The organism is Dyella sp. 2RAB6 (assembly GCF_052115385.1).
In the GTDB taxonomy this organism is placed as follows: Bacteria; Pseudomonadota; Gammaproteobacteria; order Xanthomonadales; family Rhodanobacteraceae; genus Dyella_D.
In genome coordinates, this window is record NZ_JBFRGP010000003.1 from 132,986 (window position 1) to 156,626 (window position 23,641).

Genomic DNA, 23,641 nt, shown 5'->3' on the forward strand with positions numbered 1-23,641 from the left:
CGGCGACAGCGCATTACAGCGTATTGGCGGCGTGTTCGCCCGCCTCGGCGGGGTCCGGTTCCGCATGCAGCTTCTGGCGCCGGCGCAGGCTGGGGAACATCCACATCCACAAGCCCACCACCACCAGCGTGCCGATGCCGCCGATCAAGGTGGCGTTGACCGCGCCCAGCCAGGCCGCCAGCAGGCCGGATTCGAACTCGCCCAGCTGGTTGGAGGTATTGATGAAGATCGCATTGACCGCACTCACCCGGCCGCGCATGTCGTCCGGCGTATCCAGCTGCACCAGCGCGCCGCGGATCACCATGCTGACCATGTCGAACGCACCCAGCGCGAACAGCGCCACCAGCGACAGCCACAGCCAGCTCGACAGCGCGAACACCAGGGTGGCCACGCCAAAGCCGGCCACGCAAGCGAACATCAGCGTGCCCACGCGCCGCTCCAGGTTGTGCCGCGCCAGCCACAGCGACATCAGCAGCGCGCCCACCGCCGGTGCCGCACGCAGCAGGCCCAGGCCCCATGGGCCGGTATGCAGCACGTCCTTGGCGAAGATCGGCAGCAGCGCGGTGGCGCCGCCGAGCAGCACGGCGAACAGGTCCAGCGAGATCACGCCCAGCACATCCGGACGCGCGCGGATGAAATGCACGCCGGCGAACAGCGTCTTCAGCGTGGCGGGCTCGCGCTTGGGCTGCGCCTGTTCGTAGCGCAGGCGGCGCATCAGCAGCACCGCGGCCAGATAGAGCACGGCGCACACCACGTACACCACGCCGGGGCCGGCCACATACAACAGGCCACCGAGTGCCGGGCCCATGATCATCGCGGCCTGACCGGCCGAACCGTTCACCGCCATCGCGCGGCCCAGCAGTGCCGGCGGCACCAGCGCCGGCAGCATCGACTGCATCGCCGGAAACTCGAACGCCTTGGCCACGCCGATCACGAACACCAGCGCGAGGATGCTGGCCTCGTGCGCCGCATGCATCAGGCTGAGCGCGGCGAGCACGGCGATCGCGAGCAGGTCGACGATCTGCCCCAGCAACACGATGCGCCGCCGCTCGAACTGGTCGGCCACATGGCCCGCGGGCAAGGCCAGCAGCACCGAGGGAATGAACTGGACCAGGCCGATCAGGCCGAGGTCGAGCGCGCGTCCGGTGATCTCGTAGATCTGCCAGCCCACCGCCACCGAGAGCATCTGGAAACCGAAGCCGGAGGCGATGCGCGCGAACCAGAACTGCACGAAGGCGGGGTGCTGCCGCAAGGACGCGGCGGGCGAGGTCGAATGCGACATGGGAATCCTTGCCGGGGAGCGCGCATTGTAGTCGCGCGACCCTGCCGATCGACCCTCGGTGCATCAACCCTGGGCGTAGGTTGGGGTGAGCCGCAGGCGAACCCCAACGTTGGCGTCATCGTGCGAGGTTTGTTGGGGTTCGCTGCGCTCACCCCAACCTACGCGTGGCGTGTGAAGCCGTCGGCGCTCCAGCTTTCGCTGCCCACGCCGTGGTGCACGAAGAACAGGCCTTCCGGATCGTAGCGCCGCTTCGCCGCCGCCAGCCGCGGATAGTTGGAACCCCAGAAGCGCTGTTGCCAGTCGCGCAGGAAATAATCGCTCTCCGACACGTAGGAGCCTGCATCAGGCGCCACCTTGAGCAAGGCCTGCATGGCCTGCTCGATCTTCTGCGACTGCTGGCGCGCCTTGGCCAGTTCCGGCGCGGCCCCGGGCAGGCCGGTGAAGGCCGGTTCGCCGCCGCTGGCGCAGATGGCCAGCGCGAAGGCTTCCAGCATGCCGGGGTTCGTCGCGGTGTCGCGCGCGCGTTCGATCGCATCGGCCGGTGCGCCGGCCAGGCCCTTGTTGAAATGCAGCGCGTAGTCGAAGTGCTGCGAGGCGGCGAACAGCGCATCGGCGAGCGCGTCCTGCCGCCCGGGCTGCAGCAGCGTGGCCGGCATCCAGGCCGATTGATAAGAGTGGATAAACCAGCCCACCTGGTCACGATCGCCGCGCCAGATCATGTGATGCGCCGGCGCGCCGGGGCGGTTGTCCGGCACGATGTACTGCGGCGCGTGCTCGCGGAAGAACGCCGCGTCCCAGAAGTGGCGGGCGGGCAGGGCGATGGTGTGGATCGGTTCGACCACGCTGTATTCCTGGCGCGCCTTGACCCACGCCAGGAAGGGTTCCCACGTCTGCTGCGCCTGTTCCTGGGTCAGGCCCTGGAACACCATCGAGATCTGCAACGCGTCGCCGTCGCGGAAACTGACCTGTTCGCCCCAGTGCGGGTTGAACAGCGCCTCGCGGTAGAACGCCACGAACTGGCGGACCAGCAGGTGGAACGCTTCGCGCGAAGACGCCTTGATCCGGCCCACCGCCGCGCCGAAGAACTCCGGCAGCTCGAAGGTGCGCAGGGTCAGCCGGGTGATCACGCCCAGGCTGCCGCCACCACCGCCCTTGATGCCCCAGAACAGTTCCGGGTCGTTATAGGCGTTGACCACGCGGACCTTGCCGTCGGCGGTGACGATCTCCGCCTCCAGCAGGTTGCCGGCCGCGCTGCCGAAGCCCTTGGAGAAGCTGCCGAAGCCTCCGCTCTGAATCAGCCCGGCCACACCCACGGTGGCGCAGCCGCCGCCCTGCACGTAGCGCCGGCCCTGGGTGGTCACGGCGTCATACGCGTCGATCCACAGCGCGCCCGACTGCACGCTCACCGCCGGCAGCGGCGCGGCGCGGCCGGCGCCGCCCTGCGGCACGAAGGCGTCGTGCAGGTCGATCCGGTTCATATGGCGGGTCCATACCAGCAGCGAGTCCGGCGCCTCCGAGGTGCCCTGGTAGCTGTGGCCGCCGCCCTTCACCACCAGGCGCAGGCGGTGCTGCCGGGCGAAATTCACCGTGGCGGCGATGTCGGCCGCGTTCTCGGCGGCCACGGCGTAGGCGCTCGGCTGCGAGATCCAGGCATCGGCCCAGCCGCTGGTCTGGGTCAGGGCCGGGTCGTCGCCGAGGGCGAACGGGTTGTCGAGCTGCTTCAGCGCCTGGGTGCACGCGGCCGAAGGGCATTCGGCGAACGGCGAGCGCGGCTGCAGCAGGCGTCCACCCACCTGGCGGCGCAGTCCGTCCCACTGCGCCGCTGCCGGCCAGCCGGGCTGGCCGGGGCGGACGCGATGGAAGGCCAACGGACCGGCGAGCAGCTTCGCCGCCCCGGCGGGTGCGCCCGGGATGGCGGCGCCAACGCGGAACGCCAGCGGCAGCAGGGGCAGGGCGAGGGAGGCTTTGAGCAGGTCGCGGCGGTTCATGGCGTGGACTCTTTGGCATGGGCTGGTGGAAGGCGCGGCGGCGCCGGATGCCACGCATGCTGTGCCGTCCGCGGCGCGGGACCCAGCGCCAAGTGATTGATGGCGGGCCCGGAGGGACGAATGGCGGACCCTGGTGACGAGCCGTCGCGCCCGTAGAATGCCCGCCATGCAAACCCGACCCAGCTTCGACTACCAGGATTTCCAGCGCTGGCGCCGGCCGCTGGTGCGCACGTTCTGGGTGCTGGTGACCCTCCTCAATACGGGGTTCAACGCGGTGGTCGCGCGGATGGACAACCCGCACCTGCCGGCCTGGGAACCCTGGACCTGGGAATGGAGCAGCGGCCTGTTGATCCTGGCCCTGATCCCCGCCGTGCTGGCGGTGGAGCAGCGCTGGCCGTTCCGCCTGGACAGCTGGCGCGCCAGCCTGCCCTGGCACCTGCTGGCCAGCGTGCCGTTCAGCCTGCTCCACGTCGGCGGCATGGTGGCGCTGCGCGGGCTGGTCTACTCGGCAATGGGGCGGCACTACGACTTCGGCACCTGGTGGCCGAACTTCGGCTACGAATACCTCAAGGACATCCGCACCTATTTCCTGATCATCGCCCTGGTCAGCCTGGCCCGGCTGTGGCTGATGCGCTGGCAGGGCGAGGCGCGCCTGCTGGCCGAACCGGACGAAGGCCCGCCGGTGGAACCGGTGGAGCGGCCCGAGCGCTTCCTGGTGCGCAAGCTGGGCAAGGAGTTCCTGGTCAACGCCAGCGAGATCGAATGGCTGCAGGCCTCGGGCAACTACGTCAACCTGCACGTGCGCGGCCGCGACTATCCGCTGCGCAGCACCATGGCCAGCATCGAGGAGCGCCTGGACGCGCGCCGCTTCGTGCGCGTGCACCGCAGCTACGCGATCAACCTCGACTACCTGGCCGAGATCGAGCCGCTGGACGCCGGCGAGGCGCGCCTGCGCATGCGCGACGGCGCCGTGGTGCCGTGCAGCCGGCGCTACCGCACGCAGCTGCGCGAACGCTTCGGCGAGGCGCCGGTCGGGGCATGAGCGGTTGCGCCATCGGGCGCGCCGTTTCACTCTTGGCTTCTTTCCAACTCCCGGGTACCGCCGATGAACCTGCCGCGCCTCCGCCCCGCCGTCCTGGCCGCTACGTTGGTTTTCGCCGGCGTGCTGGCCGGCTGTTCCCAGTCCGGCGACCAGGCCGCCGCGCCGGCCCAGGCGCCGCAGGCCGACCAGTCGGCGCAGAAGCTGGAGACCTACCGCCAGCTGCTGCGTATCCATAACGACGAGATGGCCACCTCGATGGGCAAGGAGATCGTCAGCCGCTACCCGAACAGCGAGGCCGCCAAGGAAGTGCAGCAGACCCTGCCGGAAGTGGAAAAGCGCTGGAAGGAAAACAGCGAGAAGAACCGCCTGCAGGGCCTGTGGCTGTACCAGGTGTCGCCGATGTCCGGCGGCACGCAGTCGACCGCCACCATCTACAGCAGCCAGCCCTCCGGCAACGACCGCGTGCGGCTGGTGCTGCGCCGGCATACCGAGTGGGGCCAGAACGCGTTCCTGTATGCCGGCGGCGAGCACGGCTTCGTATGCAAGGCCAACTGCACGCTCAAGGCGGTGGTGGACGGCAAGGACACCGGCATCAAGGCGTTCGCGCCGAGCACCGGCGAACCGGCGCTGATGATCCGCGACGACAAGGCCTTTATCGCCCTGCTGCAGAAGTCGAAGAAGATGTCGATCGACGTCACCATGCAGGACGGCGAGAAGAAACTCACGCTGGTGTACGAAGTCGGCGGCTTCGATGCGGACAAGTGGCAGCCGGTAGGCAAGGGCAACGCCAAGAAGAAATGATCTGAGGTGCACCGCGAACGGCGCCGCGCGTTCCGATGCGGGTCTCCTTCCGATGGAGGACATGCCATGTTCGCCAACCGTATCGTTGTCGCCGCCATCGCCACGCTGAGCGTGGCGGCGTGTTCCAGTGTCCCGTACGCGCAACGCATCGGCGCGCGCCAGGCGGCGTATGCCGCGGCCGCGCGCGAGCCGGTGCGCAGCTTTCGTTTCTTCGAGCTGTATTCGTGGGAGCCGCTGGGCGACAGCCAGCTGGCGATCTACACGCGGCCAAGCGAGGCGTATCTGGTCAGCGTGATGGGACCGTGCCCGGATCTGGAATTCACCAACGCCATCGGCCTCACCTCCAACTTGAACGAAGTGCAGGTGCGCTTCGACAAGGTGCTCACCGGCCGGCGCGATTTCCCCTGCACCATCGGCGAGATCCGCCCGGTGGATCTGGCGAAACTGAAGTCGGTGGAACACGAGCAACGCAAGATCCAGTCCGCGCAGCGCGATGCCGCTGCGAGCGACAAACCAAACCCATGAACCTCGCGCCATGAACGAGCCGCAGATCTTCTGCCCGCGCTGCAGCTGGCGCCCGCAAGGCGAGGACCGCTGGCAATGCTCGCCGCGCATGGGCGGCTGCGGCACGGCGTGGAATACGTTCTGGACCGGCGGCGTCTGCCCCGGCTGCAGCTATCGCTGGCAGATCACCTTCTGCCCGTCGTGCCGGCAGTTCTCGCCGCATGAGGATTGGTATCACTGGCCCGAGGGCAGCACGCGGGAACACGAGCAGGAGCTGGAAGTGGGGCACGACTGAGCGCCACCTGCCGTCATCCCGGCGCAGGCCGGGATCCAGTAGCGGAAGACTGCAAGAAAGCCTGGACGTCCAAAGGCTGATTTGGACGTTGTCGCGATAATCGGGCGGTCATGCCACTGGATCCCGGCTTGCGCCGGGATGACGCCCCAACGGCGTCAATTGAGAAACAGCTTCTCCGCCATCTTCGCCAGCGGCTTCTCCACCATGCCCTGCAGGCGCGGCGGCAGGTCCAGCGGCTTGAGCAGCATCTTCACCGTCATCTCGGCGGGGATGTTGCGGCGGAGCAGGGCCTGCGCACGGCCGGTGACGCGCCGGTACTCGGCCTGGTTGTCCTGGTGCTGCGGATAGCACTGGTTGAACACGTGGCGCAGCGCGATGCCGCTGTCCTCGCTCTTGATCTCGTTGACCCGGCGCAGCAGCGTGCGGAACACCTTGTAGCGGCCGAAGCCTTCGCGTTCGCGGTACAGCCGGTAGTGCTGGTAGAAGTGCTTGTAGTGCCGCACTTCGTCGCTCTTGATGTAGCTGGTGAGCTGCTTGAGCACCGGCTCGTCGGTGATGTCGTTGAGCGCGCGGTACAGGCTGGCGGTGCCGGCTTCCACCACGCAGCGCGCGGCCAGTTCCAGGCCGCGGCTGGGTTCGAGTTCGTCGGCGGTGCACACCTTGCCGTATTCGTCCCAGAACGACTGGAAGCCGCGCTCCCAGTCGAACTCCGGCCACACCTTGCGCACATAGGCGGCGAGGGCGCGGCCGTGCTGCAGCTCCTCGTGTTCCCAGTGCTGGCTGAGCCAGGTCTGCAAGGCTTCGTCGCCGGCGAAGTGGTCGACCAGGTTGTGCGTGTACAGATCCGAGCCGCTCTCGACGAAGGAAGCGCTGCACAGCAGGAAGAACAGGTCTTCGTTGTGGCGGACCCGCTCGAATTCGATGCGGTCCAGGTCCAGGCTGTCCAAAGTCCAGGGCATGGAGGTGTTGTAGCTCACGCGGTGTTTCCTGTGCGGGCCCAGGCCGTTCGCAGCGGGGCGCGCGCCGGCCTGGCATGACTGTTATATGACAGAGCATACGACGAGAGCGGGGTTTGGGATTAATGACCGCCGACCTGGGCGGAAGGCGGGGCGCGGCAAGAAGTTGCGCGGAGGTTGTGCTGCCCTATGAGTCGAAATCCTTCTCCCTCCGGGAGCACGCGGGGAGGGCACAGGGATGTGCCCGGCCTTGAGGAGCGAGGAAGGTGGCGGCAGCCGGATGAGGGTGCGGCCGGAGCGGCGCGCCTCACTCCGCCCGTACCCTCACCCCAACCCCTCTCCCGGAGGGAGAGGGGCTACACATCAGCGCACCACCGTCACCGGCACATGCGCCCGCGCGAGCATGTCGTCGGACACCGAGCCCAGCAACCAGCGCCCGAGCGCGCCGCGCTCGGTGTGGCCGATCACGATGTGGTCGATGCCATGCAGGCGCACCTGTTCCAGCAGCACCTCGCCGGGGCAGCCGGACATCACTTCCACGTCGATCAGGTCGGCCGCCTCGGGCAGCAGCGTGCGCAGGTCGGCCAGCAGTTCGTCGGCGCGCCGCGCGCCGGAGTCGGCCATCAGCAGGGCGCAGGTATCGGCGGCACCCTCGACCAGCTTCACCGCGTTGACCACCCGCACGCGGCCGCCGCAGGCACGCGCCAGGCCGAGCGCAAAACGCAGCGCGCGCTGCGAGGAAGGCGAGCCGTCATAACCGACCAGCGAGTACTTCATGGGCCGCCTCCTCGGGCGCATGGATGCCGAGGTCAGTATGCAACCTGGCGGCAGCGGCGCTCGACATGCGTATGCTTGGTCTGCTGGTTTTCCTGGATCTTCTTGCCCGCGTAACCGCCGCCGACGGCGCCGGCCACGGTGGCCAGGGTGCGGCCCTTGCCGCCGCCGACCTGGTTGCCCAGCACGCCGCCGGCCACCGCGCCGATGGCCATGCCGGCGATCTGGTGCTGGTCCTTGGGCTGGTCCTGCACGGTGACGTTCTCGCACACCGTGCGCGTACGGGGTTTGCTGGTGGAGTTCTGGGCGTACGCCGCAGGGCCGGCGCACAGCAGGCAGGAAAGGCCGAAGGCGACTGCGATCCGCGTGTTCATGGCGCGTCCTTTTCGGTTCCGGGTGGAGCATGAGTTTGCGCGGGCTTTCGTTAGCGGTAGATCAAGAACACACGTTTTCCACGCCGCACTCACGGCCCTTGTCAAAGGCTGAACGGTACCACCCGGCTTCGCCGACCGTTCAGCGAGCGCGCCTACCATGGCGGACGGGTACTGACCCAACCGAGTTAAAGGAGAGCGACATGATCAAGCGTTCGATGGGAATGATGGCTCTGGTGCTGGCGATGGCGATGGCGGGCGGCATGGCCGCGACAGGAAGCGCACGGGCCGCCGACGCGAACGTGGATTGCAAGCTGCGGTTCAACCTCTCGGGCTGGTCGCTCATCTTCAAGCACGCCGAGGGCAACGGCACCATCACCTGCGACAACGGCCAGAAGGCCACGGTCAAGATCGAAGTGATCGGCGGCGGCCTGACGGCAGGCAAGTACCGCATCGACGACGGCAAGGGCGACATCAGCCACGTGCGTTCGATCGACGATGTGTTCGGCGACTACGCGCAGGCGGGTGCCGAGGCCGGTGTGGTCAAGAGCGGCCAGGCGCAGGTGCTGACCAAGGGCACCACCTCGCTGGCGCTGGCCGGCACCGGCGAGGGCGTCAACCTCGGCGTGTCGGTGGGCAAGTTCAGCATCAAGCGGCCGTAACGCGCAGATCTAGTGATGTTCGAAGGGCGCCCTAGGGCGCCCTTTTTTTTGGGAGCGAGCGCCCCCGGGGCGCCCCACTTTTTGGACGCAGGCGTACACTCCGCCAGTTCCCTTTTCCCCATGGAGTGCCGTCATGCGTCGTAACTTCCTGTTGTTCGCCTTGCTGTTCCTGACCGGGCTGGCCGCCCCGGCATTCGCCGACGACAGCGCCGCCTCCGCGCTGCCGCAGGCAGGCCAGGCCGCTCCGGATTTCCGCCTGCAGGACCAGAACGGCAAGTGGCATACCCCGGCCGATTTCCGTGGCCACTGGCTGGTGCTGTATTTCTATCCGAAGGACTTCACCCCGGGCTGCACCACCCAGGTGTGCACCTTCCGCGACGACGTCGCCAAGCTGCGCAAGGCGGGCGCCATGGTGGTGGGCGTGAGCCTGGACGACGTCAAGTCGCATGCCGACTTCGCCGCCAAGTATCACGTGCCGTTCCCGCTGCTGGCCGATAGCGACAAGAAGGTGGCCACCGCCTACGGCGTGCTCACCTCCAAGATGGGCATGCAGTACGCCAAGCGCACCACTTTCCTGATCGATCCGGAAGGCAAGGTGGCCAAGGTCTACCAGGACGTCGACCCGGAGAAGAACTCGGCCCAGGTGCAGTCGGACCTGAGCACGCTGAAGACCGCGGACAAGGCTTCGTCCTGATGTTGTTGAGGGTGCGCAACAACGCGGCGGACTCGCGCGGGTTCGCCGCGTGGCCCGTCGCGGTCTGGTTGCTGTTGCTGCTCGCCGCCTATGGCGGCGTGCAGTACCTGCGTTTCGGCGATTACGCTTATCTGGCCGCGGCGATGGGCGTGATCGTGGTCTGTGCGGGTTGCGTGCTGCGCCAGGATTGGGCGCGGCTGGCGATGCGCGCGACGGCGGTCCTGCTGGCGTGCTGGGCGGTCTATTCCGGCGTGCTGATGTGGCAGGGGCGCGAGCAGTTCGACATGGCCCGGCAGGCGGCGCTGGCCAACCCGCAGCTCGGTGACGTGGCCTTGATGATGGTCGAGCGCGCGCGGCGCACCTTCCAGGTGGTGATCGTCATCAAGGCCGTCAGCGTGCCGCTGCTGCTGTGGCTGGCCTGGACCATGGGCCGCCCAACGGTCGCCGCGCAGTTCCATACGCGCCGCCGCTGAATCGCCAAGTTCAGCCCGGGTTGTCCGGCGGCGAGCTATCGCTGCATGCCTCCTGTTCGAGGAAGCCGCATGCGCCGCCGGTCCCCGTTTGTCCCCTTCGCGCTCCTGGCCCTGGCCAGCCTCGGCCTGCACGCGCAGGACCTGGCCACCACCTGCCAGGCCAGCAGCAGCTACGACGTGACGCTGAAGCCGGCGGAGCTGTCGTTCGACCGGCCGCAGCCGGCGCCCTTCCATGTCGAACTGCACGACGGCAGCCTGCGCACGGATGGCGCTTCGGTCGCGCTGCGCCCGGAAGACCAGGACCGCGTCGCCCTGTTCGAACGCGAACTGCGCGCGCTGGCGCCGCGCGCCAAGGCGGTCGCGCGCAACGGGGTGGACCTGCTGGCGCAGTCGGTGCGCGAAGAAGCGGCCAAGCTGGGCCTGAATGCCGGCTCCATGGCCGAGCTGAATCAACGCCTGGACACGCGCGTGGCCGAGCTGAAGCAGCGCATCGATGCCAGCCAGAGTACCCACGACTGGCAGGGCGACCTGGCCGACCAGTACGCCAGCCAGATCGCCAACGACCTGTTGCCGGTACTGGCCGGCGACCTCGGCCAGCAGGCGGTGCAGGCCGCCCTGAGCGGCGACATGCAGGCCGCCGCCAGCCTGCGCGACCGCGCCGGCGACCTGGCCACCCAGCTGCGCCCCCGCCTGGAGCAGCGCATGCAGGCGCTGCGCCCGCAGATCCAGGCCCTGTGCCCGTCGCTGCGCCGCCTGGCCGAATTGCAGCAGGGCGTAAAGGGCGCCAACGGACAAGCGCTGAACCTTTTGCAGATCGCGCAATGAGCCGGGCAAACCGTGGCTGAGTGCAGCGCGGCGAGCATCCGGGGATTAATGCGCCGCTAAGTCAGCGCGTCCGAGCATAGCCACCATCGCCAACCCGTTTTTGCACCGAACCGCCCGGAGGCGGTCGCCGTGTCGCATCTCGACCAGACTCTATTCAACGCCCTGATCCGTCGCGGTATCGACGACCGCGACCTGCATCGGCGGGCCCTGGAGCGGGTACGCGATCCGGCGCTGCAGATCCTGCTGTTCGAAAACCTGCAGACGCTGGATTCGCTGATCGCCGACCTGCAGGCGCAGGTGCGCGCCGACGGCAGCGATCCGGCACAGCGCGGCACCCCCACCGGTTCCCTGCGCGTGCTGCTGGCGGACCTGTCCACCCGTTTCTCCGCGCATCGGGATACGGCCTGGGTGCAGTGCCTGGCGCGCCACGAGTGCGGGCTGCTGCACAGCTTCGAACGCCGCCTGCAGCGCGCAGGCCACACCGAGGCCGGCCTGGGCCGGCAGCTCGATCGCCTTTACGGTATGCATCGCGACATGCATTGCCTGGCTGGCACCACCCACGGCTGAGAACCCATGACCGACGCGCAGGATGTGCTGGCCTTCTGGTTCGACCCCGCTCACGAGGCGCTCTGGTTCGAGCGCGACGATAGTTTCGATGACGCCATCCGCACCCGCTTCGGCGCGCTGCACGAAGCCGCCGCGCGCGGCGAGCTGGACCGCTGGATCGCGCTGCCCGAAGGCTGGATCGCCCTGCTGCTGGTGCTCGACCAGTTCAGCCGCAACCTGCATCGCGGCGATCCGCGGACCTTCGCCTGCGACGCCAAGGCGCAGCGGCTTGCACTGGAAGGCATCGCGCAGGGCTTCGACCAACGGCTGCCGCCGGCCTGGCGCGTGTTCGCCTACCTGCCGCTGGAGCATGCCGAGGACCTGGCCTTGCAGGACCGCAGCGTGGCGCTCGCCGAAGCCACCTGTGCGGCGTTTCCCGGCGAGGCCGTCTACGCCAATTATCTCGGCTATGCGCAGCGCCACCGCGAGGTGATCGAACGCTTCGGCCGCTTTCCGCACCGCAATGCCGTGCTCGGCCGCGTCTGCACGCCGGAAGAGCTGCACTACCTGGCCCAGCCCGGCGCCGGTTTCTGAGTTCCCTCATCCCCGCCTGGAAAGGAATTTCACCACGCGCGGTCTCGTTCCGATGTCCGTGCTGGCGTAGCCAGCGTTACCGCGTGATCGGCGGCAAGGTGACCAGGATCGAGGAACTCAGCAACTGAGCCTGCCTGTCCGCACGGCAATGCCTTACATATCGTGACGGCATGCGCCGCTGATGCTTTCCGCCGCACAAACTTAAATTCACTCCCACGGCGCTCGTGGCGCCATGGGAGTGAATCATGCGTTTCTGGATATGGGTGATCCTCTTTCTCTGCGTGGCGGCGCCGGCGCAGGCGGACAGCTTGCGCGTCGGCCAGCAGGTGCTGGTCACCGGCGACAGCGCGGCGCGCGTCGTCGAGCTGCTGGGGCAGCCGGTGCACAAGGTGAGTGGTGCGGGGAAAGCGGCGGGCAAAGCTGCGGCGAAGCAGCCGAAACATAAGCGCAGCAGCAAGGGCGGGCAGCGCGCGAAAACCGCCGCCGGCAAGGCGGTCGAAGGCGAGCGCTGGCAATATCGGCAGGGGCGCCGCACCGTCACCGTGGTGATCGTGCAAGGCAAGGTCGCCCGTATCGAATGACCACGCCAGCGGTGGTCGACGCACGCATGCCGTGCCATAAATAGATGGCCTCCAGGGAAGCCCGCCATGTCCGCCACGCCGAAGCCTTCTTCGCACGTCTCACCGTCCGGCCTGCTGCGCGCGCGCGTCGCGGGCAGCCACGGCAAGGTGACGAATATCGAGCTGTTCTTCGATCTGGTGTTCGTCTATGCCGTGACCCAGCTTTCCCACACGTTGCTGCACGACCTCAGCCTGCTGGGCGCGGCGCACGTGCTGCTGCTGTTCCTGGCGGTGTGGTGGGTATGGATCTTCACCGGCTGGGTTACCAACTGGCTGGACCCGGACCGCATCGCGGTGCGCGCGATGATGCTGGCGCTGACTTTCGCCGGCCTGCTGCTGTCGGCCTCGCTGCCGCAGGCGTTCGGCGAGCGTGGCCTGCTGTTCGCCGGCGCCTATGTGGCGATGCAGGTGGGCCGTTCGCTGTTCATGGTGTGGGCGCTGCACCGCGGCGGCACGCTGCAGCAGCGCACGAACTTCATGCGCATCCTGCTGTGGCTGTGCGTGGCCGGCGCGTGCTGGCTGGTCGGCGCATGGCAGGACGGCATGCCGCGCTTCCTGTGGTGGATCGCCGCGCTCGGCATCGAATACCTCGGGCCAGCCGCCTATTTCTATGTGCCGGGCCTGGGTCGTTCGAGCACCGCCGACTGGGATATTGAAGGCGGCCACTTCGCCGAACGCTGCAGCCTGTTCGTAATCATCGCGCTGGGCGAATCGCTGGTGGTGACCGGTTCGAGCTTCGCCGATTCCAGCGCCATGGCCGACGCGGCGCCCGCCTTCGTGGCGGCCTTCCTGGGCTGCGTGGCGATGTGGTGGATCTATTTCGACCTCGGCGCCGAGCGTGGCAGCCGCGCGATCCGCCACGCGGCGGATCCGGGGCGCACGGCGCGCCTGGCCTATACCTATATGCACCTGCCGATCATCGCCGGCATCGTGGTCAGCGCGGTGGGCGACGAGTTGAGCCTCAGCCATCCGCATGCGCGCTGCGAGATACCGGCGATGATCGTGCTGATCGGCGGGCCGATGCTTTATCTGCTGGGCAACGCGTTGTTCAAGATGACCGCGGGGCGCTGCAACTTTCCGCTGTCGCATCTGGTGGGGCTGGGGCTGCTGGCCTTGCTGGTGGTGCCGGCCTTGCAGTTGTCGGTGTTCTGGCTGGCCACGCTCACCACGGTGGTGCTGCTGCTGGTGGCGGTGTGGGAGACGCTGTCGCTGCGCGACATGCGGCGACATCTGGCCGGACAGGCGGAGCATCAATGATGGACGTAGGTTGGGGTGAGCACAGCGAACCCCAACGTGCACGACATGCGGCTGTTGGGGTTCGCTGCGCTCACCCCAACCTGCGCCGGCCGGTGATTCAGGTCGGACGGCTCGAAGCCTCGCGCAGCTCGCCCAGCAAGCGTTCCGACGTCCACACCACCGGTTTCGTCTCCGCCTCGCGCACCAGCTCGACGATGCGCTGATTGACCGGCGCCCGCCGCCCCGCGCGTTCGGCCAGCTCGACCACCGCTCCATGCAGCGCATCGACCTCGGTCCGCCGCCCCGCCTGCAGGTCTTCCCAGGTGGACGAGCGCGCCAGCGGATCGATCGCCAGCATCCGTGAGGCCAGGCGTGCGAACAGCGCATCGGGCAGCTTCAGCAGCGCGGGCAGCCAGCCCGGTGGCAGCGGGGTGAGCTTCGCCACCGGCAGATCCAGGTGCCCGAAGATCGCCAGCGCCTCGCCTTGTGCCAACGCCAGGCAGCGCCGCCAGCCGCGCCGGGCCAGCTCGTCGCGCAGCGGTAAGTCCGACAGCGCATTGATCGCGTTGTTGAGATTGAACAGCAGCTTCGCCCGCTGCACCGCCGCCATATCGCGCCGCGGCTCGAGCGGCAGGTCAGCGGCGGCGAACACGGGCAGATAGCGTTGCAGCGCCGGGTGTTCCTCCACCATCAGCTCGCCGCTGGAACCTTGATGGAACGCACCCGGTTCCCGCTGCAGCACGTTGAACGGCACCATGCCCGCCAGCACCGTGCGGCCGGGCAGGGCGTCGCGCAAGGCATCGGCGTTATGCAGGCCATTCTGGAAACTGATCACCAGCGCATCCGGCGGCAGCACCGCGGCCAGCTCCCGCGCCGCCTGCGGCGTATCGCCGGATTTCACCGTCACCAGCACCAGCGGAGCGATGGCGTCCGCCGGCGCGGTGCGCAGATCCAGCGCCGCGCCGTCGATCATCCGCTCGAAGCCATGCAGATCGGTCAACGTCATGCCGCACTCGCGCAGCGTGCGCAGCATCCGTTCGCGCACGATGAAGCGCACCGCGGCGTGGCCATGCAGCCGCCCGCCCAGATAACCACCGACGCTGCCGGTGCCGTAGACGACGATGTCAGCGGCAGCGCTCAAGCCACCGCTGCCGCTGCGGCACGCCCCGCGACGCGGCCGGAGAACAGGCAGCCGCCCAGGAAGCTTCCTTCCAGCGCGCGATAGCCGTGCAGTCCACCGCCACCGAAGCCCGCCGCCTCGCCCACGGCGTACAAGCCGGGCAGGGGTTGTCCATCCGGCGCCAGTACGCGTGCCTGCAGGTCGGTTTCGAGGCCGCCCAGCGTCTTGCGCGTCAGCACATGCAAACGCACCGCGATCAACGGCCCGTTGGCCGGATCGAGCAGACGGTGCGGCTTGGCCACGCGCACCAGCTTGTCGCCGCGATAGCGCCGCGCGTTATGGATCGCCATCACCTGGGCGTCTTTGGCATAGGGGTTGTCGAACTGCAGGTCGCGCGTCTCGATCTCGCGCCGCAGTGCCGCCACGTCGAGCAGCTCGTTGCCGGCCAGCGCATTCATGCCGGCTACCAGCTCCTCCAGCGTGTCGCGCACGATGAAGTCGCGGCCGTGCTGCTTGAACGCTTCCACCGGCGCGGGCGCGCCCTTGCCGATGGCGCGCCTGGCGACCTGGCGCCAGCTCTTGCCGGTGAGATCCGGATTCTGTTCGGAGCCGGACAGCGCGAACTCGCGCCGGATGATCTGCTGGTCCAGCACGAACCAGCTGTAGTCGTAGCCGGTCTGGCGCAGCCAGGCCAGCGTGCCCATGGTGTCGAAGCCTGGCCACAGCGGGCCGGGCAGGCGCCGGCCGGTGGCGTCGAACCACAGCGAGGACGGGCCGGGCAGGATGCGGATCGCATGGTCCGGCCAGATCGGATTCCAGTTCTCGATGCCCTCGACGTAATGCCACATGCGGTCGCGATTGATCAGCTGCGCGCCGGCCGCCTCGCTGATCGCCAGCATGCGTCCGTCCACATGCGCCGGCACGCCGCACAGCATGTGCGCGGGCGCCGGGCCAAGACGGCTGGGCCAATGCCGGCGCACCAGCTCGTGATTGGCGCCGATGCCGCCAGAGGCGACGATCACCGCCTGCGCGCGTTTTTCGAAATCCGCTGCCACCTCACGCGTGCTCGGCCGGCCGCGCTCGATCCCATCCGGCGCCAGCACCACGCCGCGCGCGCCGACCACCGCACCGCCTTCCACCAGCAGCTCGTCCACCCGATGGCGGAACGCGAATTCGATCAGCCCCTTCGCCTGTGCCGCGCGGGCGCGCCGCACGAACGGCTCCAATACGCCTGGCCCGGTGCCCCAGGTGACATGGAAGCGCGGCACCGAATTGCCATGCCCGTATGACCCATGCCCGCCGCGTTCGGCCCAACCCACCACCGGGAACCAGCGCATGCCCATGCCATGCAGCCAGGCGCGCTTCTCGCCGGCGGCGAAATCGACATAAGCCTCGGCCCAGCGCCGCGGCCAGTGGTCCTCCGGCCGGTCGAACGCGGCCGTGCCCATCCAGTCGGCCAGCGCCAGCGCATGCGAGTCGCGCACGCCCATGCGGCGCTGCTCGGGCGAGTCGACGAAGAACAGCCCGCCGAACGACCAGAACGCCTGGCCGCCCAGGCTCTGTTCCGGCTCCTGTTCCAGCACCAGCACCCGCCGCCCGGCATCGGCCAGTTCGGTCGCCGCCGCCAGTCCGGCCAGGCCGGCCCCGATCACGATCACGTCCCAGCCGTCCCGCATGTGGATGCTTCCCTTGGCCGATGGTCCGGCCAACTTAGCGGCTTGGCGCGCGCCTGCCTATGCGCGACGCCGCATGTGACCGATGGCAGGGCATGACGGCTGGCCCATGCCGTTGCGGCCCGCGCCGACGCATCGTGCCGACATGGGCCGGCGGAGGGCCGGCCCGCGCCATGAGGGGATCGACCATGCGCATCACGTTCGCCGCCACCGCGCTTGCGCTCGGCCTGGCCATGACCCTGCCGGCGCAGGCCCGCGAGATGCATATCGACAACACCAGTTGCGGCTACGCGACCTCGTACGACGTGCGCGTCGACGCCACCGGCATCCGCTTCCAGCGCGACGACGGCAAGCCGTCGAACGTGTTCATGCACGACGGCCAGCTGCGCGTGGACGACCGCGAGATCGCCGTCTCCGCCGGCGACGCCGCGCGCCTGCGCCAGTACGAAAGCAATGTGCGCACCCTGCTGCCCGAAGTGGCCGGCATCGCGCGCGAAGGCGTGGACATCGGCTTCGCTTCGATGCGCACCGTGATGGCGACCTTCGCCGAAGGCGACGGTGAGCGCCGCAAGCTTACCGAGCGCCTGGATCGCCGCCACGCGCAGGCGATCGCCGATATCGACGGCTCGCTCGGCCGCGGCGTGTGGAAACACGGCGCGGTCAGCGAGGCGCTGACCGACAGCGTGGAAGAGACCGTCGGCGACCTGGTCGGCAAGGTCACCGCCAGCGCGGTCACGGCGGCGCTGAGCGGCGACCAGTCCAAGGTGGCGGCGCTGGAAGCGCGCGCCGACTCGCTGGACAAGAGCATCGACCGCGAGATCAACGCGCGCGCCGACCATCTGAGCGATCGGGCCAAGGCCTTGTGCCCGCGCCTGCAGGCGCTCGACCAGCTGCAGCAGCAGTTCCAGTTCCGCCTCGCCGACGGTTCGCGCCTGCAACTGGTCAAGTACGACAAGGACAACGACAAGACGCCGGCCAAGAAGGACCCGGACGTCGCCTCGCGCTGAGTCGAGGCGAAACGGAGCGCTCCGGCCGTTCCCCCCAACGGACGCTCTACTCCACGCCGCGTTCATCCCCATGGCGCGGCTTTTTTATGCGTGCGGTTTGTGCGGGTGCGTGCGCGGTTCCGGCCGTGCGCGCGCGCCTGCTAGGCTTGAAGTCTGTCTCCCCCGGATGGACGCCCCTTCATGCACGATTTCCTGGTGCGCCTGCATTTCTCCGAAAACGCGATCGATCACCTGATCAATATCGCCATCGCGTTGCTGATCCTGTTGTTCGGCCTGTGGATCGCCGCGCGCGTGGCGAACTTCGCGCTGCGCGCGATGCAGCGCGCGAAGTTCGACCCCACCCTGAGCGGCTTCCTGCGCAACCTGATCAGCGGCGTGCTGATCGTGCTGCTGGTGGTGATGGCGCTGCAGCAGGCCGGCGTGCCGTCCGCGCCGCTGATCGCCGCGCTGAGCACCGCCGGCCTCGCCATCGGCCTGGCCTTGCAGGGCTCGCTGAGCAACCTGGCCTGGGGCGTGCTGCTGATCGTGTTCCGACCGTTCCGCGTGGGCGACTACATCACCGCCGGCGGCATCGACGGCACGGTCGATTCGATCAACCTCATGCACACCTTGCTGGTGCTGCCGGACAACCGCGAGGCGATCGTGCCCAACGGCAAGATCGGCGCCGACGCCATCGTCAACTTCAACCGCCGTGGCACCCGCCGCTTCGAGCTGAAGGTGGGCATCGGCTACAGCGACGACATCGGCAAGGCGATGGCGGCGGTGCGCGAACTGTTCGAGGCCGACGAACGCATCCTGCGCGACCCGGCGCCGGGCGTGTGGACCGAATCGCTGGGCGACAGCGCGGTGAACCTGGTGATCCGCGCCTTCACCCGCAGCGGCGACATCTGGGGCGCCCAGACCGACCTGCTGCGCCGGATCAAGGAGCGCTTCGAGGCCGAGGGCATCAGCATCCCGTTCCCGCAGCGCGAGCTAAGGGTGGTGCAGGGGAAGCTGCCGGACTGAACTGGCTTTAGCCCCTCTCCCGTCGGCGACCCGAAGGTAGTCCCCGTGGGAGAGAGGGGTTGGGGTGAGGGTCCGGGCGAAGTGGTGCGTTGCACTCCGGCCGAACCCTCATCCGGCTGCCGCCACCTTCCTCGCTCCTCAAAGCCGGGCACATCCCTGTGCCCTCCCCGCGTGCTCCCGGAGGGAGAAGGACCCAGGCATGGGGACAGAGTCCAGAATTTCGGCCCGCATACGTCCGCGCATGGACCCCCCAGGACCAAGATCGATCCAGACGGGACCGGGCGCCTTCGCTATGATTGGGCTCTTGCGCGCCGCCACCCCCCAGGCGCTGCGCCATCGACATCGCAGGAGAAATCATGGCCGACCTGAAAGAAGCCCGCGTACCGGATATCGGGCACGACAACGTCCCGGTGATCGAGGTGCTGGTGAAGCCCGGCGACAAGGTCGCGAAGGAACAAGGCCTGGTCACCCTGGAATCGGACAAGGCCACCATGGAAGTGCCCGCGCCGTTCGCCGGCACGGTCAAGGAGGTCAAGCTCAAGGTCGGCGACGAGGTGTCCGAGGGCGCCGTGATCGCCATCATCGAGGCCGACGAGGCTGCCGCCCCGGCGCCCGCGCCCCAGGCCGCCGCGCCGGCTCCGGCCCCCGCGCCGGCTGCCGCCCCGGCCAAGGCCGCCGAACCTACCCGCGCCGCGCCTGCTCCGGCGCCGGCCGCCGGCGGGGTCCGCGAAGCCCTGGTGCCGGATATCGGCGGCCACGACGGCGTGCCGGTGATCGAGGTGCTGGTCAAGGTGGGCGACACCGTCGCCAAGGACCAGAGCCTGATCACGCTGGAATCGGACAAGGCCACGATGGAAGTGCCCGCCGCGTTCGCCGGCGTGGTGAAGGAACTGAAGGTCAAGGTCGGCGACGAGCTGTCCGAAGGCGCCGTGATCGCCCTGATCGAAAGCGCCGAAGGCGCCCCGGCTGCTGCGCCGGCTTCGGCCCCGGCCCTCGCCCCCGCCCAGGCCACCGTGCCGCAGGTCGAAGAAAAGCCCGCCCCGCTCGGCGGCCGCGGCGTCCTGCCCGGCAACGCGCCGGAAGGCGACGTGGCGCCGGCCGCGCGTCCCCCGTTCGACTCGCGCATCGTGATGCCGGGCGACGCCCCGTATGCCAGCCCCGCCATCCGCGCCTTCGCGCGCGAGCTGGGCGTGGACATCCGCCAGGCGAAGGGCAGCGGCCGCGGTGGCCGCATCGTGCGCGAGGACATCACCTCCTACGTCAAGCATGCGCTGGCTTCCGGCGCGCGCCCCAGCGGCGCGGCGCAGCCGGCCGGCGGCGGCCTCAACCTGCTGCCGTGGCCGAAGGTGGACTTCGCCAAGTTCGGCGAGATCGAGGAGAAGCCGCTCACCCGCATCCAGAAGATCTCCGGCGCCAACCTGGCGCGCAACTGGGCGATGATCCCGCACGTCACGCAGCACGAAGACGCGGACATCACCGAGCTGGAAGCCTTCCGCAAGAAGCTCGGCGAAGAGAACAAGGACCTGAAGGTCACCCCGCTGGTGTTCCAGATCAAGGCGGTGGTCGCGGCGCTGAAGAAATTCCCGCAGTTCAACGCCTCGCTCGACGCGACCGGCGAGAAGCTGATCCTCAAGAAGTACTTCCACGTCGGCATCGCGGTGGATACGCCGGACGGCCTGGTGGTCCCGGTGATCCGCGACTGCGACAAGAAGGGCCTGCTCGACCTCGCCGTCGAACTGGGCGAGATCTCCAGGAAGGCGCGCGACAAGAAGCTCGGCCCCAACGACATGTCCGGCGGCTGCTTCTCGATCTCCTCGCTGGGCGGCATCGGCGGCACCGCGTTCACGCCGATCGTCAACGCGCCGGAAGTGGCGATCCTTGGCGTGTCCAAGGCGCAGACCAAGCCGGTGTGGAACGGCAAGGAATTCGCGCCGCGGCTGATCCTGCCGCTGTCGCTGAGCTACGACCACCGTGTGATCGACGGTGCACTGGCCGCGCGCTTCGCCTCCTTCCTCGCCACCCAGCTCGGCGACATCCGCCGCCTGCTGCTCTGACGCGGAGGCATCGACGACATGGCTAATACGATCGAAGTGAAAGTCCCCGACATCGGCGGCCACGACAAGGTGCCGGTGATCGAAGTGCTGGTAAAGGCCGGCGACAGCGTGACCAAGGACCAGAGCCTGATCACGCTGGAGTCGGACAAGGCGACGATGGAGATCCCGTCGAGTGCCGCCGGCACCGTCAAGGAATTGAAGGTGAAGGTGGGCGACGAGCTGTCGGAAGGCGCCGTGATCGTCATCCTCGAAGTCTCCGCCGACGCCGCCGCACCGGCACCCGCCGCCGCGCCGGCTGCCGCGCCCGCACCGGCGCCTGCAGCGGCCCCCGCCGCCAAGGCCCCGGCGCCCGCCCCGCAGGCGGCCGGCGCCTCCGGCCGCACCGCCGATATCGAATGCAAGCTGGTGGTGCTCGGCTCCGGCCCCGGCGGCTACACCGCCGCGTTCCGCGCCGCCGACCTGGGCGTGGACACCATGCTGGTCGAGCGCTATGCCACTCTTGGCGGCGTCTGCCTCAACGTGGGCTGCATCCCGTCCAAGGCGCTGCTGCACGCCGCCGCCGTGATCGACGAGGCCGAGGCGATGGCCGCGCATGGCGTCAGCTTCGGCAAGCCGAAGCTCGACCTGGACAAGCTGCGCTCGTTCAAGAACAAGGTGGTCGCCCAGCTCACCGGCGGCCTCGCTGGCATGTCCAGGCAGCGCAAGGTGCGCACGGTGCAGGGCGTGGGCAGGTTCGTGTCGCCGCACGAGCTGGAAGTGGAGACGGCCGAAGGCAAGAAGCTGATCCGCTTCGAGCAGGCCATCATCGCCGCCGGTTCGCAGTCGGTGAAGCTGCCGGCCTTCCCGTGGGACGACGAGCGCGTGATGGATTCCACCGACGCGCTGGAACTCAAGGACGTGCCGGCCACCCTGCTGGTGGTGGGCGGCGGCATCATCGGCCTGGAAATGGCTACGGTGTACGGCGCGCTCGGCAGCGAAGTGACCGTGGTCGAATTCATGGACCAGCTGATCCCCGGCGCCGACGCCGACCTGATCAAGCCGCTGGCCAAGCGCCTAGGCGGCAAGCTCAAGGGCGTGCACCTGAAAACCAAGGTGACCGAGGCCAAGGCCACCAAGAAGGGCATCGAGGTCGCCTACGAAGGCGACAGCATCCCGGAGACCAAGCTGTTCGACCGCGTGCTGGTGTCGGTGGGCCGTTCGCCCAACGGCAACAAGATCGGCGCGGATAAGGCCGGCGTCGCGGTGACCGAGCGCGGCTTCATCAACGTCGACACGCAGATGCGCACCAACGTGCCACACATCTTCGCCATCGGCGACCTGGTCGGCCAGCCGATGCTGGCGCACAAGGCGACCCACGAGGCGCGCGTGGCCGCCGAGGTGGTCGCGGGCATGAAGAGCTACTTCGATGCGCGCGTGATCCCCTCCGTGGCGTTCACCGATCCGGAAGTGGCATGGGTCGGCGTGACCGAGCGCGAGGCCAAGGAGAAGGGCTTGAAGATCGGCGTCGGCAAGTTCCCGTGGGCGGCCAGCGGCCGCGCCATCGGTATCGACCGCACCGAGGGCTTCACCAAGCTGATCTTCGACGAGGAAACCCACCGCGTGGTCGGCGGCGCCATCGTCGGCCCGCATGCGGGCGACCTGATCGCCGAGATCACCCACGCCATCGAGATGGGCAGCGAGGCGGCCGACATCGGCCTCACCATCCATCCGCATCCCACCTTGAGCGAGTCGGTGGGCATGGCAGCGGAGGTGTACGAAGGCACCATCACCGACCTGTACATTCCGAAGCGGAAGTAAGCTTCCGGCATGAAGAGAGCCCGGGCTTGCCCGGGCTCTTTTTTTAGCTCGTCATTCCGGCGAGGGCCGGAATCCAGTGAAGTACGTTGTGCGAAGCACGCAAAACCCTTCGCGACAATCACACATCACCGCCACTGGACCCCGGCCTGCGCCGGGGTGACGGGCTTTGCTCAGTTCGATTCCGTGAACTGGATGTACGGCGTCGAGCCGCCACCCGTCGAGCAGCTACCCAGGTTGAGGTTGTTGCTCTCGCCCGTGCTGCCCGAGTTGGCCACGCAGGACGGCGCGGTGGTCGAGCCATTGGTCACCGCCAGCTTCGCCGTGATCGACGAACCGGTGTTGAACTTCGCCATCGAGCCGCCGGCATTGCCGACCACGTTCCACTCGCCCACCTTCCACACCGTCGCCAGGTACAGCACGCTGTCCTTGCCGCTGGAGCTGTAGGCCTGGGTGCCGTTGGTGAACACCACGGTGTCGTTGCCGCCGGCGGTGACGGTGCCGGTCAGCTTTACATTGCCGAGCTGGGTGGCCGGTACGTCCGGCGCGGTGGCGGCGGCGCTGTTCTTGTAGCAGTCGCCGGAACCGTCGCTGCCGAAGCCGCTGGGGCAGCTGCTGCCGCCGTAGCCGATCAGCCAGTACTGCATGAACACCGCCGCTTCGCCGTCCACTTCATAGTCCGGCGCGTAGACGTACTGCTGCCACACGGTGCAGCCGGAGTGGTTCTTACAGGCCGAGGTGGTGTCGTCGAAGCTGGAGTTGATCTGCAGCGAGTACTCGTTGGCGCCGAGGATGCCGCCGCCGCCATAGGCGGCCACGCCCACGCCGGACTCGGAGGTCACGCCGGTCACGGTCGGGAAGCTGCCGACCGCCTTGGTGATCAGCGTTGACGAGTGCAACGTGTAGTCGTTGCCGTTGCCGGCGTTCTGCGCGGCGCCGAAGCTGCGCCAGCGCGGCGTGGGCGTCACGCGCGGAATCGCCGCCTTGCACGCCGCGCGCTCCCACACGACGCTCGGGTAGGTGGCGTGGAAGCAGCCTTCCGCCGGCGTGGCGATATGCGCGATGTCCTCGCGCCACTGCGCGCGGGCCTGCGCTTCGAACGGAGCGACCAGCTCGGTGCCGGCCTGGCTGGAAACATTCGCGGGCTGTGCGGCATAGGCCGCGGAAACACAGGCAGCACTGAGCACGCCGGCCGCCAGCACAAACGTCAACTTCGCAAGCATTGAATTCTCCCTGGTACGCGAAATAAGTTTTTGGTTCCGGCGTTGGAGGATTCCATTCGCCGGTTTCGGGCAACAACTCACCTGCGCGCCGACCGCATCGCG

General features: G+C 68.5%; 24 protein-coding genes. 16 read left to right on the forward strand and 8 right to left on the reverse strand.

Annotated features, from left to right (window positions below):
* Positions 1-13 precede the first annotated feature (13 nt).
* Both AB4083_RS06445 and AB4083_RS06450 read right to left on the reverse strand, forming a co-directional pair.
* Entirely contained in the window at positions 14-1,282 is a 1,269-nt protein-coding gene (locus tag AB4083_RS06445) for an MFS transporter (RefSeq protein ID WP_441606945.1), read from the reverse strand.
* 158 nt (positions 1,283-1,440) lie between these two features.
* A complete protein-coding gene (locus AB4083_RS06450; protein ID WP_441606946.1) occupies positions 1,441-3,270 on the reverse strand; it encodes an FAD-dependent oxidoreductase in 1,830 nt (609 codons plus the stop codon).
* Between the two features lie 166 nt (positions 3,271-3,436).
* Between AB4083_RS06450 and AB4083_RS06455 the strand changes: the two genes are divergently transcribed.
* The 4 genes from AB4083_RS06455 (at position 3,437) to AB4083_RS06470 (ending at position 5,912) form a co-directional block, all read left to right on the forward strand.
* Positions 3,437-4,312 carry a LytTR family DNA-binding domain-containing protein gene (locus AB4083_RS06455; RefSeq protein ID WP_441606947.1) on the forward strand — a complete coding sequence of 292 codons (876 nt, stop codon included), beginning with the start codon at positions 3,437-3,439 and terminating at the stop codon, positions 4,310-4,312.
* 63 nt (positions 4,313-4,375) lie between these two features.
* Positions 4,376-5,113 carry a hypothetical protein gene (locus tag AB4083_RS06460; RefSeq protein WP_441606948.1) on the forward strand — a complete coding sequence of 246 codons (738 nt, stop codon included), beginning with the start codon at positions 4,376-4,378 and terminating at the stop codon, positions 5,111-5,113.
* 66 nt (positions 5,114-5,179) lie between these two features.
* Complete coding sequence (locus AB4083_RS06465) at positions 5,180-5,638, forward strand: DUF6491 family protein (protein WP_441606949.1); 459 nt, start codon at positions 5,180-5,182, stop codon at positions 5,636-5,638.
* A 10-nt stretch (positions 5,639-5,648) separates the two neighbouring features.
* Positions 5,649-5,912 (forward strand): hypothetical protein, encoded by a 264-nt coding sequence (locus tag AB4083_RS06470; protein WP_441606950.1) that lies wholly within the window; start codon positions 5,649-5,651, stop codon positions 5,910-5,912.
* A 155-nt stretch (positions 5,913-6,067) separates the two neighbouring features.
* Here AB4083_RS06470 and AB4083_RS06475 read toward each other — a convergent pair whose 3' ends face one another.
* The 3 genes from AB4083_RS06475 to AB4083_RS06485 all read right to left on the reverse strand — a co-directional run bounded on the left by AB4083_RS06475 (position 6,068) and on the right by AB4083_RS06485 (position 8,016).
* Positions 6,068-6,889 (reverse strand): ferritin-like domain-containing protein, encoded by an 822-nt coding sequence (locus AB4083_RS06475; RefSeq protein ID WP_441606951.1) that lies wholly within the window; start codon positions 6,887-6,889, stop codon positions 6,068-6,070.
* A gap of 342 nt (positions 6,890-7,231) precedes the next feature.
* Positions 7,232-7,645, reverse strand: a complete 414-nt coding sequence (locus tag AB4083_RS06480) for a universal stress protein (protein WP_441606952.1) — start codon at positions 7,643-7,645, stop codon at positions 7,232-7,234.
* A 32-nt stretch (positions 7,646-7,677) separates the two neighbouring features.
* Positions 7,678-8,016 (reverse strand): glycine zipper 2TM domain-containing protein, encoded by a 339-nt coding sequence (locus tag AB4083_RS06485; protein WP_441606953.1) that lies wholly within the window; start codon positions 8,014-8,016, stop codon positions 7,678-7,680.
* Positions 8,017-8,216: 200 nt separating this feature from the next.
* Between AB4083_RS06485 and AB4083_RS06490 the strand changes: the two genes are divergently transcribed.
* The 8 genes from AB4083_RS06490 to AB4083_RS06525 all read left to right on the forward strand — a co-directional run bounded on the left by AB4083_RS06490 (position 8,217) and on the right by AB4083_RS06525 (position 13,684).
* Positions 8,217-8,675: a hypothetical protein gene (locus AB4083_RS06490; protein ID WP_441606954.1), complete on the forward strand. Its 459-nt coding sequence runs from the start codon at positions 8,217-8,219 to the stop codon at positions 8,673-8,675.
* 133 nt (positions 8,676-8,808) lie between these two features.
* Complete coding sequence (locus AB4083_RS06495) at positions 8,809-9,369, forward strand: peroxiredoxin (protein WP_441606955.1); 561 nt, start codon at positions 8,809-8,811, stop codon at positions 9,367-9,369.
* Complete coding sequence (locus AB4083_RS06500) at positions 9,369-9,842, forward strand: hypothetical protein (protein ID WP_441606956.1); 474 nt, start codon at positions 9,369-9,371, stop codon at positions 9,840-9,842. The genes AB4083_RS06495 and AB4083_RS06500 overlap by 1 nt, the downstream gene beginning before the upstream one ends.
* Before the next feature lie 69 nt (positions 9,843-9,911).
* Positions 9,912-10,667, forward strand: coding sequence for a DUF2884 family protein (locus AB4083_RS06505; RefSeq protein ID WP_441606957.1), 756 nt, complete (start codon positions 9,912-9,914; stop codon positions 10,665-10,667).
* Positions 10,668-10,796: 129 nt separating this feature from the next.
* Positions 10,797-11,234 carry a DUF2383 domain-containing protein gene (locus tag AB4083_RS06510; RefSeq protein ID WP_441606958.1) on the forward strand — a complete coding sequence of 146 codons (438 nt, stop codon included), beginning with the start codon at positions 10,797-10,799 and terminating at the stop codon, positions 11,232-11,234.
* Between the two features lie 6 nt (positions 11,235-11,240).
* A complete protein-coding gene (locus AB4083_RS06515) occupies positions 11,241-11,807 on the forward strand; it encodes a DUF924 family protein (RefSeq protein WP_441606959.1) in 567 nt (188 codons plus the stop codon).
* 245 nt (positions 11,808-12,052) lie between these two features.
* On the forward strand, positions 12,053-12,388 hold the full coding sequence (locus AB4083_RS06520) for a DUF2845 domain-containing protein (protein ID WP_441606960.1): 336 nt from the start codon (positions 12,053-12,055) through the stop codon (positions 12,386-12,388).
* Positions 12,389-12,454: 66 nt separating this feature from the next.
* On the forward strand, positions 12,455-13,684 hold the full coding sequence (locus tag AB4083_RS06525; protein ID WP_441606961.1) for a low temperature requirement protein A: 1,230 nt from the start codon (positions 12,455-12,457) through the stop codon (positions 13,682-13,684).
* A 97-nt stretch (positions 13,685-13,781) separates the two neighbouring features.
* Here AB4083_RS06525 and AB4083_RS06530 read toward each other — a convergent pair whose 3' ends face one another.
* A complete protein-coding gene (locus AB4083_RS06530; protein ID WP_441606962.1) occupies positions 13,782-14,804 on the reverse strand; it encodes a 2-dehydropantoate 2-reductase in 1,023 nt (340 codons plus the stop codon).
* A complete protein-coding gene (locus AB4083_RS06535; protein ID WP_441606963.1) occupies positions 14,801-16,459 on the reverse strand; it encodes an FAD-binding dehydrogenase in 1,659 nt (552 codons plus the stop codon). The genes AB4083_RS06530 and AB4083_RS06535 overlap by 4 nt, the downstream gene beginning before the upstream one ends.
* Positions 16,460-16,644: 185 nt before the next feature.
* On the opposite strand from AB4083_RS06535, the gene AB4083_RS06540 reads away from it, so the two are divergent.
* The 4 genes from AB4083_RS06540 (at position 16,645) to lpdA (ending at position 22,319) form a co-directional block, all read left to right on the forward strand.
* A complete protein-coding gene (locus AB4083_RS06540; protein WP_441606964.1) occupies positions 16,645-17,463 on the forward strand; it encodes a DUF2884 family protein in 819 nt (272 codons plus the stop codon).
* A 180-nt stretch (positions 17,464-17,643) separates the two neighbouring features.
* On the forward strand, positions 17,644-18,468 hold the full coding sequence (locus tag AB4083_RS06545; protein ID WP_441606965.1) for a mechanosensitive ion channel family protein: 825 nt from the start codon (positions 17,644-17,646) through the stop codon (positions 18,466-18,468).
* A gap of 356 nt (positions 18,469-18,824) precedes the next feature.
* Positions 18,825-20,522 carry a dihydrolipoyllysine-residue acetyltransferase gene (gene aceF / locus AB4083_RS06550; RefSeq protein ID WP_441606966.1) on the forward strand — a complete coding sequence of 566 codons (1,698 nt, stop codon included), beginning with the start codon at positions 18,825-18,827 and terminating at the stop codon, positions 20,520-20,522.
* 18 nt (positions 20,523-20,540) lie between these two features.
* A complete protein-coding gene (gene lpdA, locus AB4083_RS06555) occupies positions 20,541-22,319 on the forward strand; it encodes a dihydrolipoyl dehydrogenase (protein WP_441606967.1) in 1,779 nt (592 codons plus the stop codon).
* Between the two features lie 170 nt (positions 22,320-22,489).
* On the opposite strand, the gene AB4083_RS06560 is transcribed toward lpdA, so the two are convergent.
* Complete coding sequence (locus tag AB4083_RS06560; protein WP_441606968.1) at positions 22,490-23,539, reverse strand: hypothetical protein; 1,050 nt, start codon at positions 23,537-23,539, stop codon at positions 22,490-22,492.
* Between the last annotated feature and the right edge of the window lie 102 nt (positions 23,540-23,641).